This window comes from Candidatus Nitrosacidococcus sp. I8, assembly GCF_945836005.1.
Classification (GTDB): domain Bacteria; phylum Pseudomonadota; class Gammaproteobacteria; order Nitrosococcales; family Nitrosococcaceae; genus Nitrosacidococcus.
In genome coordinates this window covers 331,304-348,334 of sequence record NZ_OX241534.1, presented here as the reverse complement: position 1 = coordinate 348,334, position 17,031 = coordinate 331,304, and the positions used below count along the sequence as shown (strand labels likewise).

The window sequence follows — 17,031 nt, the reverse complement described above, 5'->3', positions numbered from 1 at the left end:
ATACTCGAAGTAACCATTTGTTAGATAACTAATATATAGCCCTAATCTCAAAGGTACTAATTTTAATAGTTAAATACGATATAGTCAAGTACTAGTATCGATATTGAATAGCTGTTTTTTTAAATTTTCATTAGATGGTTTAATTAGTGATTTTATAGATAATCTATTCTTTTTCTTTTTATCCTTCTCTGCATGATGAGCTAACCCAGTTCCAGCTGGAATTAGACGACCTACAATAATATTTTCTTTTAAACCTCGTAAATAATCATACTTTCCAGAAATGGCTGATTCTGTAAGCACACGGGTTGTCTCTTGAAAAGAAGCAGCTGAGATGAAAGATTCTGTAGCTAAAGAAGCTTTGGTAATGCCTAAAAGTACAGGCTCGTATTGTGCAGGTAGTTTACCCGAATCTTTTATTTTCTCATTTTCTTCTAATAATTTAGATTTATCTATATGCTCTCCTTTTAAGAAGGAAGTATCTCCAGGATCTGTAATCTCTACCTTACGAAGCATTTGGCAAACGATTACCTCAATATGCTTATCATTAATTTTTACTCCTTGTAATCGATAAACATCTTGAACTTCATTGACGATATAGCGAGTTAAAGCTTCTACCCCTCTTAAACGTAAGATATCGTGAGGTGATGGCGGACCATCTACAATTACTTCGCCTTTTTCAACATGCTCACCTTCAAAAATACCAATTTGGCGCCATTTTGGTATAAGCTCTTCATGCTGAATCATTAGAGAATCACTACCTTCTTGTCGCTCATCACTTGTATTATCTTGATCTATTTTTGTCCTAGTGATGAGTAATCTTTGTTTTCCTTTGGTTTCTTTACCATAACTTACAATCCCTGAAATTTCTGCGAGAATTGCGGAATCTTTAGGTTTTCTGGCTTCAAATAGATCTGCAACCCTAGGTAATCCTCCTGTAATATCGCGATTCTTACTTGACTCTTGAGGTAATCGTGCTAATACATCTCCAACGCCAACAATAGTGTCTGTCTCTACTAACACAATAGCACCTACAGGCAAGTAATAATGGGCAGGAATATCAGTCCCTGCTAAGCATAAATCATTCCCCGCTTTATCCACTAATTTAATCATAGGGCGTGATTCTTTAGAAACTGTGCTGCCTCGATGTTTATAATCGAGTACTACAAGATTAGTGATACCTGTAATTTCATCAACTTGTCTCTCTACAGTGGTACCTTCTATGAAGCTCTGTAATTGAACTTTACCTGATACCTCTGTAATGATAGGGTGGGTGTGAGGGTCCCAAGTTGCGATAACTTGACCGGATTCAACCGAATCTCCATTTTCTACTGATAATTCTGCTCCATAAGGAATTTTATAGCGTTCCCTATCTCGATCTTGATCATCAACAATATACACTTCACCAGATCTAGACACAGCAACATATCGCCCACTTATATGTTGAACTCTTTTAACATTTTTTAAACGAACATTACCTTTATACTTCACTTCAATACTACTTGTAGTTACTGTTCTTGAAGCTGCCCCCCCAATATGAAAAGTGCGCATTGTAAGCTGTGTACCGGGTTCACCGATAGACTGTGCAGCAATTACACCAACAGCTTCACCAATATTCACAAGATGACCTCGTCCTAAATCTCGACCATAGCAGGTAGCGCATACCCCATAATTAGTTTGACAAGTAATAGGAGAACGAACTTTTACTATATCTACTCCTAAACTTTCGAGATGTTCAACCCATGTTTCATCAAGTAAAGTGCCTGCTGGAATTAAAGTGCTACTAGTTCCTAGATCATGGATATCTAAGGCCAATACCCGTCCAAGTACTTGATCTCTTAAAGGTTCAACAATATCCCCCCCTTCTATTACAGGAGATATATAGATACCATCTTTCGTGCCACAGTCGTGTTCTATGACTACTAAATCCTGAGCAACATCTACCAATCTTCGTGTTAAGTATCCAGAATTTGCGGTTTTCAGTGCGGTATCCGCAAGACCTTTACGTGCTCCATGGGTAGAAATAAAGTACTGTAGAATATTTAATCCTTCTCGAAAATTAGCAGTAATTGGTGTTTCAATAATTGAACCGTCAGGTTTCGCCATTAATCCACGCATACCTGCAAGCTGCCTTATTTGAGCAGCAGATCCACGAGCCCCCGAATCAGCCATCATATAGATCGAGTTAAAGGACTGTTGCTTAGTGATATTACCTTGAAAATCCTTTACCTCCTCATTTCCAAGGCGATTCATCATCGCTTTAGCTACTTGATCGTTAGTATGGGACCATATATCTACTACTTTATTATATCGCTCACCGTTAGTAACTAATCCCGAAGCATATTGATCTTCAATTTCTTTTACTTCTCTCTCTGCTTTATCTAGAATAGCTTGTTTTTCATCAGGCACAACCATATCATCGATACCAATGGAAATACCACTGAGTGTTGCTTGACGAAATCCTAGATACATAAGCTGATCGGCAAAAACAACCGTTGTCTTTAGATCTAGATATCGATAACAAGTATTAACTAATTTTGAAATTTCCTTCTTAGTCATATTTTTATTGACTAAATCGAAAGGTAGTCCCTCGGGTAATAATTCTGAAAGCAATGCTCTACCCACTGTAGTAGAAACTATTTTTTTAGTTTTTTCACTTAAATTAAACCTATTTGACTCAACGATGCGTAATTGAATTTTCGCATGGAGATCAACTACATTAGTTTCATAAGCACGCCTTACCTCACTAGTGTCGGCGAATACCATACCTTCACCTTTTGCATTAATCCGCTTACAAGTCATGTAGTAAAGACCTAAAACTACATCTTGAGTAGGCACAATAATAGGCTCTCCATTTGCAGGAGATAAAATATTATTGGTTGACATCATGAGGGCTCGAGCTTCTAATTGAGACTCTAGAGAGAGAGGCACATGCACTGCCATCTGATCCCCATCAAAATCAGCATTAAAGGCTACACAAACTAAAGGATGTAATTGAATTGCTTTACCTTCGATTAATATTGGTTCGAATGCTTGAATACCTAATCGATGTAGAGTAGGTGCTCGATTAAGCATAACTGGATGCTCCCGGATCACCTCTTCCAATATGTCCCATACTTCAGGAGTCTCGCGCTCTATTAGTTTTTTAGCTGCCTGAATACTATTTGCGAATCCAGATCGCTCTAGCTTACCAAGAATAAAAGGTTTAAATAACTCTAGTGCCATTTTTTTAGGTAACCCACACTGGTGTAACTTTAAGGTGGGACCTACAACAATAACCGAACGGCCTGAATAATCCACTCGCTTTCCTAAGAGATTTTGACGGAACCGACCTTGCTTTCCTTTAATCATATCAGCTAAGGATTTTAAAGGCAGTTTATTATTACCTGTAATGGCTTTACCACGGCGACCATTATCTAAAAGAGCATCAACAGACTCTTGTAGCATACGCTTCTCATTACGTACAATAATATCCGGAGCATTTAGTTCTAATAAACGTTTAAGTCTATTATTTCGATTAATAACCCGTCGATATAAATCGTTTAAATCAGAGGTAGCAAAACGCCCACCCTCCAAAGGAACTAGCGGTCTTAAATCTGGAGGAAGCACAGGTAAAACTTCCATAATCATCCATTCAGGACGGTTGCCAGAACCAATAAAAGATTCAATTAATTTTAGTCGCTTAGTTAATTTTTTTGTTTTAGTATCAGAGCCTGTACTACTAATTTCCTCTCTTAGTTTTTTGGCTTCTTCTTTCAAATCGAGAGTTTTCAGCATAATCTGGATTGCTTCTGCTCCCATTCGGGCATCAAATTCATCCCCATAATCTTCAATTGCTTGAAGATAAGCTTCATCAGATAAAATCTGCCCCTTTTCCAAAGAAGTCATTCCTGGATCAATCACTATCGAAGACTCAAAGTAAAGAACTCGTTCAATATCACGAAGGGTAAAGTCTAAAAGTAGACTAATTCTAGATGGTAAAGATTTTAAAAACCAAATATGAGCAACTGGGCTAGCCAGCTCGATATGACCCATACGTTCTCTACGAGAAGCAGCTAGAGTAACCTCTACCCCACATTTTTCACAGACAACTCCTCTATGTTTAAGGCGTTTGTATTTACCGCATAAACACTCATGATCTTTAATAGGGCCAAAAATTTTCGCACAAAAAAGCCCATCTCTTTCCGGCTTAAAGGTTCGATAATTAATCGTTTCAGGTTTTTTTACTTCTCCATAAGACCATGCTCTAACTATATCTGGAGAGGCTAAGCCGGCACGTATGGAATCAAACTCTTCTGCATGGCTTTGCTGTTTAAGCAAATTTAATAAACCTCTCATATATATCTCTCCATTATCATAAGCGGGGCTATAATGATTACTATGATATTCCTTTATTTCTACGTTTTAATTCAATATCAATTCCTAAAGCACGTACTTCCTTTACAAGTACATTGAAGGATTCTGGTATGTTTGCCTCCATCTGATAATTATCATCTACAATATTTTTATAAATTTTAGTTCGACCGCTCATATCATCTGATTTTACAGTAAGCATTTCCTGTAGAGTATATGCAGCTCCATAAGACTCAAGTGCCCAAACTTCCATTTCTCCAAACCGTTGTCCACCAAATTGAGCTTTTCCACCTAAAGGCTGCTGAGTAACTAAGCTATAAGGGCCTGTTGATCTAGCATGCATCTTATCATCAACTAAATGGTTTAGCTTTAGCATATGCATATACCCTATAGTAATTGGGCGTGTAAAAGCCTCCCCTGTTCGTCCATCATAGAGGGTAGTTTGTCCACTTGTAGGTAGTCCAGCAAGCTTTAACATATTCTTAATATCTTCTTCAGAAGCTCCATCAAATACAGGAGTTCCCATAGGGACTCCACTAGATAAGTTGTATGCTAGCTCTAAGAGCTCTTGATCGTTTAAAGAGTTAATATCCTCTTTTTTACCACCAGTGTTATAGATTTGTTCTAAAAAGCCACGGAGTTTTAAGAGATCTAACTTCTCTGAATTAAGAATATCTTTAATTTTATTACCGAGCTCTTTAGCAGCCCATCCTAAATGAGCTTCTAGAATTTGCCCAATATTCATTCTGGAAGGAACCCCTAAGGGATTAAGCACCATATCTATAGGAGTACCATCTGCCATATAAGGCATATCCTCTATCGGTACAATAGTTGAGATTACCCCTTTATTTCCGTGGCGACCCGCTACTTTATCGCCTGGTTGAGCACGGCGTTTCACCGCTAGAGATACCTTGACCATTTTTTGTACTCCCGGAGGTAAATCATGCCCAGAAATTAGTTTAATGCGTTGCTGTTCTAAATTCTTATCTGCTATAGATCTTAATTCCTTCAATTGAGTTAAGGTAGATTTAATTTGATGATTAGATTCTTCATCGTTTAATTTAATATCAAACCATTGTTTTTTAGGTAAGGTTTTAAGATTGTCCGCAGTGATTTTTATTTCTGATAATAGGGCACCTACCTCTGTTTTGGTAGTTTTTCCTAGTAGGATTTGCTCCAAACGTTGATAAATATCAGTTTCTATAATTCGAAACTCATCTTCTAGATCTTTTTTTATCTTAGCAAGCTCCATTTCTTCAATGGATAAAACTCTGGAATCCTTTGCTACACCATCACGTGTGAATACTTGAACACCAATAACTGTGCCATGTATTCCAGAAGGTACACGCAAAGAAGTATCCTTTACTTCAGAGGCTTTTTCACCAAAAATGGCACGTAATAGTTTTTCTTCAGGTGTAAGTTGTGTTTCTCCTTTTGGAGTTATTTTACCTACTAAAATATCACCAGGACTTACTTCTGCTCCAATATATACAACACCCACTTCATCTAATTTAGATAGAGCTGCCTCATTTACATTAGGTATATCACTGCTAATTTCTTCTGTACCTAATTTAGTATCCCGAGCTAAACAAATAAGCTCCTCTATATGAATTGAAGTAAATCTGTCCTCCTCTAATACCTTCTCTGAAATAAGAATAGAATCCTCAAAGTTATATCCATTCCATGGCATAAAGGCTACGAGTAAGTTTTGACCCAACGCAAGTTCACCCATATTCGTTGAGGGACCATCTGCTAAAACATCCCCCGCATTTACTATATCCCCTGGCTTAACTAAGGGTCTCTGGTTAATACAAGTATTTTGATTAGAACGAGCATACTTAGTCAGATTATAGATATCTACACCTCGTTGTTGATCCAATTTTGATTCCTGGCTATTCGCTCTTACCACAATCCTCGTAGAATCAACAAAATCCACAGTACCAGCACGATTAGCAGTAATCATTACACCCGAATCTCGTGCTACTACCCGCTCCATTCCTGTGCCTACTAAGGGTGCCTCCGATCTTAAAGTAGGCACTGCTTGTCGCTGCATATTAGAACCCATTAAAGCTCGATTTGCATCATCGTGTTCTAAAAAGGGAATTAAAGATGCTGCTGCAGATACTATTTGTTTTGGAGAAACATCAATATATTGAACTTTCTCTGGTGGTAAAAGAGTAAACTCGTTTTTATATCGACAAGATACCAGCGTATCCGATAGATCACTTCTTTTGCTAATAGTAGCATTAGCTTGAGCAATAACATATTCCCCCTCTTCAATTGCTGATAAGTAATCAATTTCTTCAGTTACTTTTCCTTTTATAACTTTTCGATATGGCGTTTCTATAAACCCATACCGATTAGTTCTAGCATAAATTGATAAGGAACTAATTAAACCAATATTAGGACCTTCCGGTGTTTCAATAGGACACACTCGGCCATAATGAGTAGGATGCACGTCGCGCACTTCAAACCCTGCTCGCTCTCTAGCAAGCCCGCCTGGTCCTAGAGCTGATATTCTTCTCTTATGAGTTATCTCTGATAAAGGGTTATTTTGATCCATAAATTGTGAAAGCTGATTTGAACCAAAAAATTCTTTAATTGCTGCAGATACTGGTTTTGCATTGATTAATTCTTGAGGTGTCAGCCCCTCTGATTCAGCAAGACCCAACCGTTCTCTTACTACTCGCTCTACACGTATTAAACCAATGCGAAACTGATTCTCAGCCATTTCACCAACACTACGTATCCTGCGATTACCCAAGTGATCAATATCATCTACACTACCTAACCCATTACGAATTTTGATGAGCTCTTTAATAACATCAACAATATCTTCTTTTGATAGTGTTCCGGGACCAGTACTACTCTCTCTTCCAAGATGGCGGTTAAATTTCATTCGCCCTACTGCAGAGAGATCATAACGTTCAGAATTAAAAAATAAATTCTGAAAGAGATTTTGAGCGGCTTCTTTTGTGGGAGGCTCTCCAGGCCGCATCATTCGATAAATTTCTATCTGTGCCTCTAGAGTTGAGTTAGTGTAATCTAGTTGTAGCGTATCTGAAATAAATGAACCTTGATCTAGATCATTGGTATAAATAAGATGAAAATCCAAGATATTAACACTTTTTATAGTATCTAATAGCTCAACTGTAATTTTACTATTTGCTTTAGCTAAAATTTCTCCAGTATCTGAGTCGATAATATCTCGAGCTAATGTTTTTCCTATTAAAAATTCTTTAGTAGATTCAGGGATAGTTAGTGCGTTTATTTTTGCCTTTTCTATTTTTTTAATATGTACTGATGTAATCCTCCGATCAGCCTCAACAACTACTCTTCCGCTCTGATCTTTAATATCAAAAGAAAAAGTCTCTCCTCGAAGTTTTTGGGGCACTAAATCCAATATATAGCTTGAATTTTGGTAATGAACAGCAATTACCTCAAAAAATAAATTAAGTATTGTTTCAGTACTATAGCCAAGTGCCCGTAATAATATTGTGATTAGTAACTTACGCCTGCGATCTATACGAGCGTACAAACAATCTTTTAGATCAAACTCAAAATCTAACCAAGAACCACGGTAAGGAATTATTCTAGCTGAAAAAAGCAATTTTCCAGAAGAATGCGTCTTCCCTTTATCATGCTCAAATACAATCCCAGGTGAGCGGTGTAATTGAGAAACAATAACCCGCTCAGTTCCATTAATGATAAAATTACCTTTTGGTGTCATCATGGGAATTTCACCCATGTAAACTTCCTGCTCTTTTATATCTTTAACTATTTGCTCATTTGCAGAAACTTCCTTATCATAAAGGACAAGGCGTAAATTAACTCGTAATGGTGCCGCATAGGTTAATCCACGAGTGTAACACTCTTTAATATTGAAAAGCGGAGATCCAAGAGAATAACTGACGTAATGTAATTCAGCATACCCAGTATAGCTTTTAATTGGAAATACATTTTCAAATACAGCATGCAACCCCTTATTATCTCTTTTCTCTGAAGATATATCTTTCTGTAAAAAATCTGAAAAAGAATTAATTTGTGTTGCTAGTAGGTTAGGTATATCTAATATACTATAGAGTTTACTAAAATCCTTGCGAATGCGTTTCTTCTCAGTTAGCGAGTAAGACATTTCAATTACCCTATTTGGCGCTTATATAAAAATCAATACCTAACCCTAGAAAATCCAGAATTAGGTGTCTCTATTGTGAAAAACATCTAAAAAAGAAAAAGGCTGGTAAATACTTACCAGCCTTTTTAAATGGAGAAAGTAAAAATCATAGACTATATATAGATTATATATCTAAGCTATAGCTACAAGATTCTTTACTATTTGATTTCGATAGCAGCACCAGCTTCTTCAAGCTGCTTTTTAATATTCTCTGCTTCTTCTTTGGAAGATCCTTCCTTCACTGTAGATGGGGCACCCTCCACCATATCTTTAGCTTCTTTAAGACCCAAGCCTGTAATAGCACGTATCACTTTAATAACCTGTACTTTATTTGAGCCGAAGTTAGACAAAATTACATCAAATTCTGTTTTCTCTTCAGCTTTAGCTTCTACCCCCGCTCCTGCGGGTGCAGCCACTGCTACTGGTGCAGCAGCACTTACTCCAAATTTTTCCTCCATTGCTTCGATTAACTCGACTACATCCATGACAGTCATGTTTGCAATTGTTTCTAAAATTTCTTCTTTTGCTACAGCCATTTTCTACTCCGTCGATCTTCCTGATTATAAATTACAACTTATACTAAATTAGTTATTCTTTTTTCTGATCTCGAACAGCAGCGGTAGCACGTGCTAATTTTGCTACTGGTTCAACTAATGTACGAACAAATTTGCTAATTGGTCCCTCTAGAACTCCCATTAACATAGCAATTGCCTGATCTTTAGTAGGCATATCTGCTAGAGAATTAATAGCCTCAGAAGGTAATAGTTTTCCTCTAAGAGCACCTGATTTTATTTTTAATCGATTGTACTCTTTGTTAGAATCTCGTATTACCCGAGCAGCAGCACTAGGTTCTTCAAGTGAAAACGCAAATATTAAAGGACCTTTTAATTCTGAATTTATGCATTCAAAATCAGTCCCCGCTAAAGCTCGAGCTACCAGAGTATTGCGTATTACCCGCAAATAAACATTTTTTTGGCGAGCCAATACCCTTATTTTTGTTATCTCAGAAACTGTTAGCCCACGGTACTCGGCTGTAACTATAGAATGAGCTTGGGAGGCAATATTTGCAATTTCAGTAACGATTGTCTGTTTTGCTTCCAGATTAAGACTCAAATTCAACTATCTCCTTTGATGTTAGATAATATAAAATAATACCCGCTCTAAGCTATTTCCCTTAACTATCTAATACATAACAATTACAAACTACTTTGATCTATAGCTAATCCCGGTCCCATAGTTGTCGATAAAGCTAATTTCTTTAAATAAATTCCTTTAGAAGAAGATGGCTTTAATTTTATTAAATCCTCAACCAAGACCTTTAAATTAGCCTTAAGCGAGTTCATATCAAAGGATACCTTACCTATTGAGCAATGTATAATTCCTGCCTTATCAATTCTATAGCGAACTTGACCAGACTTGGCTTTTATAATTGCATCGGCTATATCATTAGTAACTGTTCCTACTTTTGGGTTTGGCATTAACCCTCGAGGTCCTAAGATAGTACCCAATTGACCTACTATACGCATTGCATCTGGAGATGCAATAATAACATTAAAAGGTATTTGACCTAATTTAATTGTTTCTGCTAAATCTTCAAGTCCAACTGCATCTGCACCAGCTTCTTTTGCTATATCGACATTAGCTCCTTGGGTAAATACGCCTACTTTTACTATTTTTCCAGTTCCATGGGGGAGTACAGTTGCACCACGAACTACTTGATCTGATTTTCTTGGATCTACACCAAGAATAATAGCTGTGTCTATAGATTCCCCAAACTTTACTTTAGAATTCTCTTTAAGCAGGCTTAGTGCTTCATCTACTGAGTAAAGCTTTCTGGGATCTACTAATTTATTAATCTCTTTTAATCTTCTACCTATTTTAGCCATTCCTAAGTACCCTCTACCTCTAATCCCATACTACGAGCACTCCCTGCTACTGTTCGAATGGCCGCTCCTTGGCTAGCTGCAGTTAAATCAGGCATTTTAGTTTTAGCAATTTCTTCTATCTGTGATAAATTTACTTTGCCAACCTTATCACTATTAGGACGACTACTCCCAGAGCTTACTCCTGCTGCTTTCTTTAGAAGTACAGACACAGGAGGGGTTTTAGTTATAAAAGTAAAGCTACGATCAGAATATACTGTAATAACTACTGGAATAGGCATCCCTTGCTCTAAACCTTGAGTCTGAGCGTTAAACGTTTTGCAAAATTCCATAATATTAACGCCTTTCTGCCCTAGAGCAGGCCCTACTGGTGGGCTTGGATTTGCTTGACCAGCCCGCACCTGCAATTTAATGTAAGCTTCTATTTTTTTTGCCATAACTCATCTTTTAATGATTGTTCATCGTGTATTAAAATTCGATAAACCACAAATTACAAAGTAACCTAACTACTAGTGCTATTCTTCTCAACCTGCCTAAATTCAAGCTCAACTGGAGTTGATCTACCGAATATTAGCACAGCAACTCGTAATTTGCTTTTCTCGTAATTCACTTCCTCAACTACGCCGTTAAAATCTGCAAAGGGACCATTAATAACACGTACCACTTCTCCTGGCTGGAATGGGATTTTTGGCTTAGGTTGAGCAGCCATTTCTTGTATTTGATTCAAAATCTTTTGAGCCTCAGAGTCCATAATAGGTACCGGTTTATCACTAGATCCTCCAATAAACCCTAATACTTTTGGAATACTCTTTACCAAGTGCCAGGTCTCATCATCCATTACCATATGGGTCAAAATATACCCAGGAAAAAACTTACGTTCGCTCTTCCTTTTTTTTCCCTCTCTTACTTCTATAACCTCTTCAGTAGGCACTAAAATTTCGCCAAATTTCTCCTGCATACTATGGCGAGCAATACGCTCCTGAAGTATTTTTTTTACCTGCTGTTCTAATCCAGAAAATACATGTATTACATACCACTGCTTATAGTTACCAGACACACTAGGCTCCTTGTCCAGTTAATAACCGAACAGCCCACATAAGTAATGAATCGAATAGCCACAGTATGCTTGCCACAACAATTACCATAAGTAGCACAATCAAGGTAGTCTGAACTGTCTCCTGCCTTGCTGGCCAAGTAATTTTACGGAATTCTATCTGGGTGTCCCGCATAATTCCCACCACTGATCGTCCACGATCAGTGTTCACCATTACTAGTAAGGATGCGATAAAACCAATAAGCAATATTACTATGCGTATAGAAATAGGCTGATTGCTAAAATAATAAAACACCCCTATAGTTAGGGTTAACAGTAGAAACGCAAATATAAATTTAGCGGTATCAGTCATGAATACTCACAGAATATAAATTAAAGGCACTATTCTACTAACAATATTAAAATCATGCTAGTATTTAGTTAGCCATAATCTTAAATTGAAATTGTGGCAGGTCAGGAGGGAATCGAACCCCCAACCTGCGGTTTTGGAGACCGCTGCTCTGCCAATTGAGCTACTGACCTATGCATTTAAAAAAAATTTAATCTAATTACTCAATAACTTTACTGACGACACCTGCACCCACAGTGCGACCACCCTCTCTAACAGCAAAACGTAATCCTTCTTCCATAGCAATAGGTGCAATTAAGCTGACTGTGACCTGAATATTATCTCCAGGCATTACCATTTCCACCCCTTCTGCTAAATCAACTGCTCCTGTTACATCAGTAGTCCTAAAGTAAAACTGAGGTCTATACCCTGTAAAAAATGGTGTATGACGCCCACCTTCCTCTTTTGAAAGAATATATACTTCAGCTTGAAATTTAGTGTGTGGTGTAATCGTCCCAGGCTTTGCTAAAACTTGCCCACGCTCTACATCCTCTCTTTTCGTTCCACGAAGTAATATACCTACATTATCTCCCGCCCTGCCTTCATCCAGCAGTTTACGGAACATTTCTACTCCCGTGCAAATAGTCTTCTGTGTCGCCTTTATTCCTACAATTTCTATTTCATCACCTACTTTTACAATCCCTCGTTCAGCTCTACCTGTCACAACAGTACCACGACCTGAAATAGAAAATACATCTTCTATAGGCATTAGGAAAGGTTGATCTATTGCTCTTTGTGGCTCTGGAAAATAAGAATCCATTGCTTCCACTAGCTTTATAATAGCAGGCATGCCTATGTCACTTTCATCTCCCTCTAGAGCCTTTAAAGCACTACCTACTACAATAGGAACCTCATCTCCTGGAAATTGATAGCTATCAAGAAGTTCTCTAACTTCCATTTCCACTAATTCCAATAACTCCGGATCATCTACCATGTCCGCTTTATTTAGAAAAACCATTATGTTAGGCACACCTACCTGGCGAGCAAGTAAGATATGTTCTCTAGTTTGTGGCATTGGACCATCTGCTGCCGATACTACAAGAATAGCTCCGTCCATTTGAGCTGCTCCTGTAATCATATTCTTTACGTAATCTGCATGTCCAGGACAATCAACATGTGCATAGTGACGAGCCCCACTTTCATACTCTACATGGGAAGTGGCAATCGTTATCCCACGCTCCCTTTCTTCCGGAGCATTGTCAATCTGATCGTAGGCTTTGGCTTCTCCACCATACTTCGCCGAAAGAGTCTTCGTCAATGCCGCTGTCAGTGTGGTCTTCCCGTGATCTACGTGACCAATCGTCCCTACATTTACATGGGGCTTCTTTCTTTCAAATTTCGCCTTGGACATAATAAATTCCTAAAACACCTATAAACACAAACTATTCTAATGCTGGAGCCCACAACCGGATTTGAACCGGTGACCTCTTCCTTACCAAGGAAGTGCTCTACCGACTGAGCTATGTGGGCAATTGCCTATCATTATCCAGTAACCCTAGCAACTAACCTTAACTCTAAAATAGATAAGATAGTTTTGGAGCGGGCGATGGGAATCGGACCCACATCATCAGCTTGGAAGGCTGAGGTTCTACCACTAAACTACGCCCGCTATTATAACACTATAAACATGGTGGAGGGGGGAGGATTCGAACCTCCGAAGGCGGAGCCGTCAGATTTACAGTCTGATCCCTTTGGCCACTCGGGAACCCCTCCCAATGCAAACTTATAATTCTCTTTTTTTTAAGCTAAAATGTCAATATAAATAATTCAACTAATCTAGTTAATTACTATTTAAACGTTATGATTAGCCATATACTAACTTATATCTTAATTTTAAAAATTTTATGGAAAAGGGAATATTAGTTACTGGAGGTGCAGGATATATTGGTAGCCACGTTGTTCTGCAGCTAGTAGAAACATATTCTACTGTAGTTATTCTCGATAACCTTTCAACAGGTTTTGCAGATGCAGTAATTGGTGCCAAGCTGATTATTGGAAATGTTAAAAATCAGTACTTAGTAAAAAATATCCTTAAAGAGTATTCTATTGATACGGTGCTACATTTTGCAGCTCACACCATTGTACCAGAATCTGTTTCTAACCCTCTTAAATATTATGCTAACAATACTTGTGCTACACGAAACCTTTTAGAATGTTGTGTTGAAGAAGGTGTAAAAAACTTTGTATTTTCATCCACAGCAGCAGCCTATGGTATTCCATCTACGCCAACTGTTACTGAAGATACACCAACAAATCCTATAAATCCCTATGGCTCTTCCAAGCTTATGAGTGAATGGATGTTACAGGACTTATCTCAGGCAGCTCACCTTAATTATGTTATTCTACGCTATTTTAATGTAGCCGGTTCTGATCCTCGAGGTCGCATTGGTCAATCCACTCGGAATGCCACCTTGTTAATTAAAGCTGCTTGCGAAGTAGCGGTGGGTAAAAGGGAAAGTATTCATATTTTTGGGGTAGATTATTCAACCCCAGATGGTACAGGAATTCGAGACTATATCCATGTAGAAGATTTAGCTAAAGCTCATTTACTTGCTCTAGATTATTTAAGATCAGGAGGACAATCAATTCTCCTTAATTGTGGTTATGGTCATGGCTATAGTGTGCGTGAAGTGCTTGATTCTGTACAACGAGTATGCGGGAAACCAATAAAAATTATTGAATCCCCTCGTCGGCTTGGAGATCCTCCTCAGCTTATTGCTATAGCTGATAAGATAAGAGATACTTTGGGATGGATACCCCAGTGTGACAATTTAGATTTTATCGTAAAAACATCCTTAGATTGGGAACAAAAACTCTTACTTAAAGATCATTAGTTTAGTACTCTAGACTACTACCTATCATGTAATTTAGGAGTATATATATTTGGAATATTTTCATGGCACGACCATCCTTTCGGTACGGCGTCAAGGACGAGTCATAATTGGCGGTGATGGGCAGGTGAGTATGAATAGCATTATTATGAAAGGAAATGCCCGTAAAGTACGACGTTTATATCATAACCAAGTAATCGCTGGATTTGCTGGAGGTACTGCTGACGCATTTACGTTATTCGAACGATTTGAAGCTAAATTAGAAAAATATCAAGGTAATTTAGTTCGTGCAGCAGTAGAGCTCGCTAAAGATTGGCGCTCTGATCGATCTTTAAGACGGCTTGAAGCACTACTTGCTATCGCAGATCATCAAACATCTTATATTATTTCGGGCAATGGGGATGTAATCGAGCCTGAGGATGATCTTATTGCTATTGGATCAGGTGGTCCCTATGCGCAATCTGCAGCACGAGCTTTATTAGAAAATACTGATTTAAATGCAAGAGAGATTGTTGAAAAAGCTATGGCAATTGCGGCTAATATTTGTATCTACACTAATACTTGCTTAACTATTGAAGAACTCTCAAACTGATCACTCATACTATTTATGTTTGAACTTACTCCACGCCAAATTGTTCAGGAATTAGATAAACATATTATTGGGCAAGCGGCGGCAAAGCGTGCAGTGGCTATTGCACTTCGTAATCGATGGCGTAGACAACAAGTCACAGAGGATCTCCGTGGTGAGATTACCCCCAAAAATATTCTTATGATCGGATCTACTGGAATAGGAAAAACGGAGATAGCGCGCCGTTTAGCAAAGCTTGCCGATGCACCATTTATTAAGGTTGAAGCTACTAAATTTACAGAAGTAGGTTATGTAGGGCGAGATGTAGACTCAATTATTCGAGATTTAGTAGATATCGCTATTAAAATGCTTCGTGAGCAAGAAATTTCTAAAGTATATTATCGTGCTCAAGATTCTGCTGAAGAGAAAGTACTTGATTCCTTACTTCCAACTCCAAGAACTGCAGTTTCAGAATCAAGAGAAGAAGAATCAAATACTCGGCAGAAATTCCGTAAAATGCTTCGGGAAGGGAAATTAGATGAAAAAGAAATAGAAATCGATTTACCTATCACATCTACGGGAGTTGAAATCATGGCCCCCCCTGGCATGGAAGAAATGACAAGCCAGCTTCAAAGTTTATTTCAAAACCTAAATGGATCTCGCACTAAAAAAAAGAAACTAAGGGTAAAAGAAGCCTTTAAACTACTAACTAAAGAGGAGGCAGGAAAATTAGTCAATGATGAAGACTTAAAAGTACGTGCTATAAAGAGCGTAGAGCAAGACGGGATTGTATTTTTGGATGAAATTGATAAAATTGCAAAGCGTTCTGAATTTTCAGGTACCGACGTCTCAAGAGAGGGAGTGCAACGAGATTTACTACCTTTGATCGAGGGAAGTTCAGTTTCTACAAAATATGGCATAGTTAAAACCGATTATATTTTATTCATCGCCTCTGGCGCTTTCCACCTTGCTAAGCCTTCAGATCTTATTCCGGAAATACAAGGGCGTTTACCCATACGGGTAGAATTAAATGCACTTACTATTGATGATTTTATTCGTATCTTAACTGAACCAAAGGCCTCGCTTACTGAACAGTACATAGCATTGCTAAGAACTGAAGGTATTTCTTTAACTTTTTCTAAAGATGGGATTGAACAGATCGCCCATATGGCTTGGCATATCAATGAGCGTACTGAGAATATTGGTGCTCGACGTCTCCATACTATTATGGAACGTCTATTAGAAAGTCTCTCTTTTGAATCTGAAGACTGTATAAATAAGGAAATAGTTATTGATTCTCATTATGTAAATAGCCAACTTGGAGATTTAATAAAAGACGAAGATTTATCTCGCTATATTTTATAAAGTAAAGTCTTCTTTCTAGTCTATGATAATTTCCCACCCAATTCCTACTATTATTAGATTACATCGTAATTCATGTATTCTTGAACTTGAATTTGATGACGGAGCTAAGTACTTATTGCCATGTGAATTTCTAAGAATATATTCTCCTTCAGCAGAAGTACAAGGTCATGGTAGTGAACAAAGAGTATTACTGATTGGTAAGGAGTCAGTAATGATTAAAAATATCGAATCGGTTGGAAACTATGCGATTAGATTATATTTCAGTGATGGTCATAGTACTGGACTCTATTCTTGGAAATACTTATATGAACTTGGAGAAAAGCAGGATCAGCTGTGGCAAGATTATTTAGACCGATTACAGACAGTAGGCTATACACGGAAAGATTCCAAAACTAAAAACGATGACTGATAAATAAGG

Annotated in this window: 13 protein-coding genes and 4 tRNA genes; 4 read left to right on the top strand and 13 right to left on the bottom strand. The window is 37.8% G+C overall.

What is annotated here, in order from left to right; genetic code table 11:
- Window positions 1-84 precede the first annotated feature (84 nt).
- The 13 genes from rpoC to OOL07_RS01675 form a co-directional block, all read right to left on the bottom strand.
- Window positions 85-4,335 carry a DNA-directed RNA polymerase subunit beta' gene (gene rpoC / locus OOL07_RS01735; protein ID WP_264694552.1) on the bottom strand — a complete coding sequence of 1,417 codons (4,251 nt, stop codon included), beginning with the start codon at window positions 4,333-4,335 and terminating at the stop codon, window positions 85-87.
- Between the two features lie 40 nt (window positions 4,336-4,375).
- On the bottom strand, window positions 4,376-8,485 hold the full coding sequence (gene rpoB, locus OOL07_RS01730) for a DNA-directed RNA polymerase subunit beta (protein ID WP_264694550.1): 4,110 nt from the start codon (window positions 8,483-8,485) through the stop codon (window positions 4,376-4,378).
- 197 nt (window positions 8,486-8,682) lie between these two features.
- A complete protein-coding gene (gene rplL, locus OOL07_RS01725) occupies window positions 8,683-9,060 on the bottom strand; it encodes a 50S ribosomal protein L7/L12 (protein WP_264694548.1) in 378 nt (125 codons plus the stop codon).
- Window positions 9,061-9,112: 52 nt separating this feature from the next.
- Window positions 9,113-9,637, bottom strand: a complete 525-nt coding sequence (rplJ, locus tag OOL07_RS01720) for a 50S ribosomal protein L10 (RefSeq protein WP_264694546.1) — start codon at window positions 9,635-9,637, stop codon at window positions 9,113-9,115.
- Between the two features lie 83 nt (window positions 9,638-9,720).
- Window positions 9,721-10,410, bottom strand: coding sequence for a 50S ribosomal protein L1 (gene rplA, locus OOL07_RS01715; RefSeq protein WP_264694544.1), 690 nt, complete (start codon window positions 10,408-10,410; stop codon window positions 9,721-9,723).
- Window positions 10,411-10,412: 2 nt separating this feature from the next.
- Window positions 10,413-10,844 carry a 50S ribosomal protein L11 gene (gene rplK / locus OOL07_RS01710; protein ID WP_264694542.1) on the bottom strand — a complete coding sequence of 144 codons (432 nt, stop codon included), beginning with the start codon at window positions 10,842-10,844 and terminating at the stop codon, window positions 10,413-10,415.
- 65 nt (window positions 10,845-10,909) lie between these two features.
- Window positions 10,910-11,464 carry a transcription termination/antitermination protein NusG gene (gene nusG, locus OOL07_RS01705; RefSeq protein ID WP_264694540.1) on the bottom strand — a complete coding sequence of 185 codons (555 nt, stop codon included), beginning with the start codon at window positions 11,462-11,464 and terminating at the stop codon, window positions 10,910-10,912.
- Window position 11,465: 1 nt separating this feature from the next.
- The gene (secE, locus tag OOL07_RS01700) at window positions 11,466-11,813 is read right to left on the bottom strand and encodes a preprotein translocase subunit SecE (protein WP_264694537.1); all 348 of its coding nucleotides are present in this window, start codon (window positions 11,811-11,813) and stop codon (window positions 11,466-11,468) included.
- A gap of 94 nt (window positions 11,814-11,907) precedes the next feature.
- Window positions 11,908-11,983, bottom strand: a tRNA-Trp gene (locus OOL07_RS01695).
- A 26-nt stretch (window positions 11,984-12,009) separates the two neighbouring features.
- Window positions 12,010-13,200, bottom strand: coding sequence for an elongation factor Tu (gene tuf / locus OOL07_RS01690; RefSeq protein WP_264694535.1), 1,191 nt, complete (start codon window positions 13,198-13,200; stop codon window positions 12,010-12,012).
- A gap of 43 nt (window positions 13,201-13,243) precedes the next feature.
- Window positions 13,244-13,319, bottom strand: a tRNA-Thr gene (locus OOL07_RS01685).
- 65 nt (window positions 13,320-13,384) lie between these two features.
- A tRNA-Gly gene (locus OOL07_RS01680) sits at window positions 13,385-13,458 on the bottom strand.
- A gap of 19 nt (window positions 13,459-13,477) precedes the next feature.
- Window positions 13,478-13,562: transfer RNA gene (locus tag OOL07_RS01675), tRNA-Tyr, on the bottom strand.
- A gap of 131 nt (window positions 13,563-13,693) precedes the next feature.
- Between OOL07_RS01675 and galE the strand changes: the two genes are divergently transcribed.
- Genes galE through OOL07_RS01655 form a run of 4 tightly spaced genes read left to right on the top strand, consistent with a single transcriptional unit; the run spans window position 13,694 to window position 17,022 of the window.
- Window positions 13,694-14,683 carry a UDP-glucose 4-epimerase GalE gene (gene galE / locus OOL07_RS01670; protein WP_264694533.1) on the top strand — a complete coding sequence of 330 codons (990 nt, stop codon included), beginning with the start codon at window positions 13,694-13,696 and terminating at the stop codon, window positions 14,681-14,683.
- A gap of 49 nt (window positions 14,684-14,732) precedes the next feature.
- Window positions 14,733-15,272: an ATP-dependent protease subunit HslV gene (gene hslV, locus OOL07_RS01665; protein ID WP_264694531.1), complete on the top strand. Its 540-nt coding sequence runs from the start codon at window positions 14,733-14,735 to the stop codon at window positions 15,270-15,272.
- A gap of 15 nt (window positions 15,273-15,287) precedes the next feature.
- On the top strand, window positions 15,288-16,613 hold the full coding sequence (gene hslU / locus OOL07_RS01660) for an ATP-dependent protease ATPase subunit HslU (protein ID WP_264694529.1): 1,326 nt from the start codon (window positions 15,288-15,290) through the stop codon (window positions 16,611-16,613).
- 22 nt (window positions 16,614-16,635) lie between these two features.
- The gene (locus OOL07_RS01655) at window positions 16,636-17,022 is read left to right on the top strand and encodes a gamma-butyrobetaine hydroxylase family protein (protein WP_264694527.1); all 387 of its coding nucleotides are present in this window, start codon (window positions 16,636-16,638) and stop codon (window positions 17,020-17,022) included.
- Window positions 17,023-17,031 lie beyond the last annotated feature (9 nt).

Excerpts from the sequence above, each read along its gene's own strand:
- secE (WP_264694537.1), bottom strand. The coding sequence starts at position 11,813 with ATGACTGATACCGCTAAATTTATATTTGCGTTTCTACTGTTAACCCTA.
- OOL07_RS01655 (WP_264694527.1), top strand. The coding sequence starts at position 16,636 with ATGATAATTTCCCACCCAATTCCTACTATTATTAGATTACATCGTAAT.
- galE (WP_264694533.1), top strand. The coding sequence starts at position 13,694 with ATGGAAAAGGGAATATTAGTTACTGGAGGTGCAGGATATATTGGTAGC.
- rplL (WP_264694548.1), bottom strand. The coding sequence starts at position 9,060 with ATGGCTGTAGCAAAAGAAGAAATTTTAGAAACAATTGCAAACATGACT.
- rplA (WP_264694544.1), bottom strand. The coding sequence starts at position 10,410 with ATGGCTAAAATAGGTAGAAGATTAAAAGAGATTAATAAATTAGTAGAT.
- rpoB (WP_264694550.1), bottom strand. The coding sequence starts at position 8,485 with ATGTCTTACTCGCTAACTGAGAAGAAACGCATTCGCAAGGATTTTAGT.
- rpoC (WP_264694552.1), bottom strand. The coding sequence starts at position 4,335 with ATGAGAGGTTTATTAAATTTGCTTAAACAGCAAAGCCATGCAGAAGAG.
- hslU (WP_264694529.1), top strand. The coding sequence starts at position 15,288 with ATGTTTGAACTTACTCCACGCCAAATTGTTCAGGAATTAGATAAACAT.
- tuf (WP_264694535.1), bottom strand. The coding sequence starts at position 13,200 with ATGTCCAAGGCGAAATTTGAAAGAAAGAAGCCCCATGTAAATGTAGGG.
- rplK (WP_264694542.1), bottom strand. The coding sequence starts at position 10,844 with ATGGCAAAAAAAATAGAAGCTTACATTAAATTGCAGGTGCGGGCTGGT.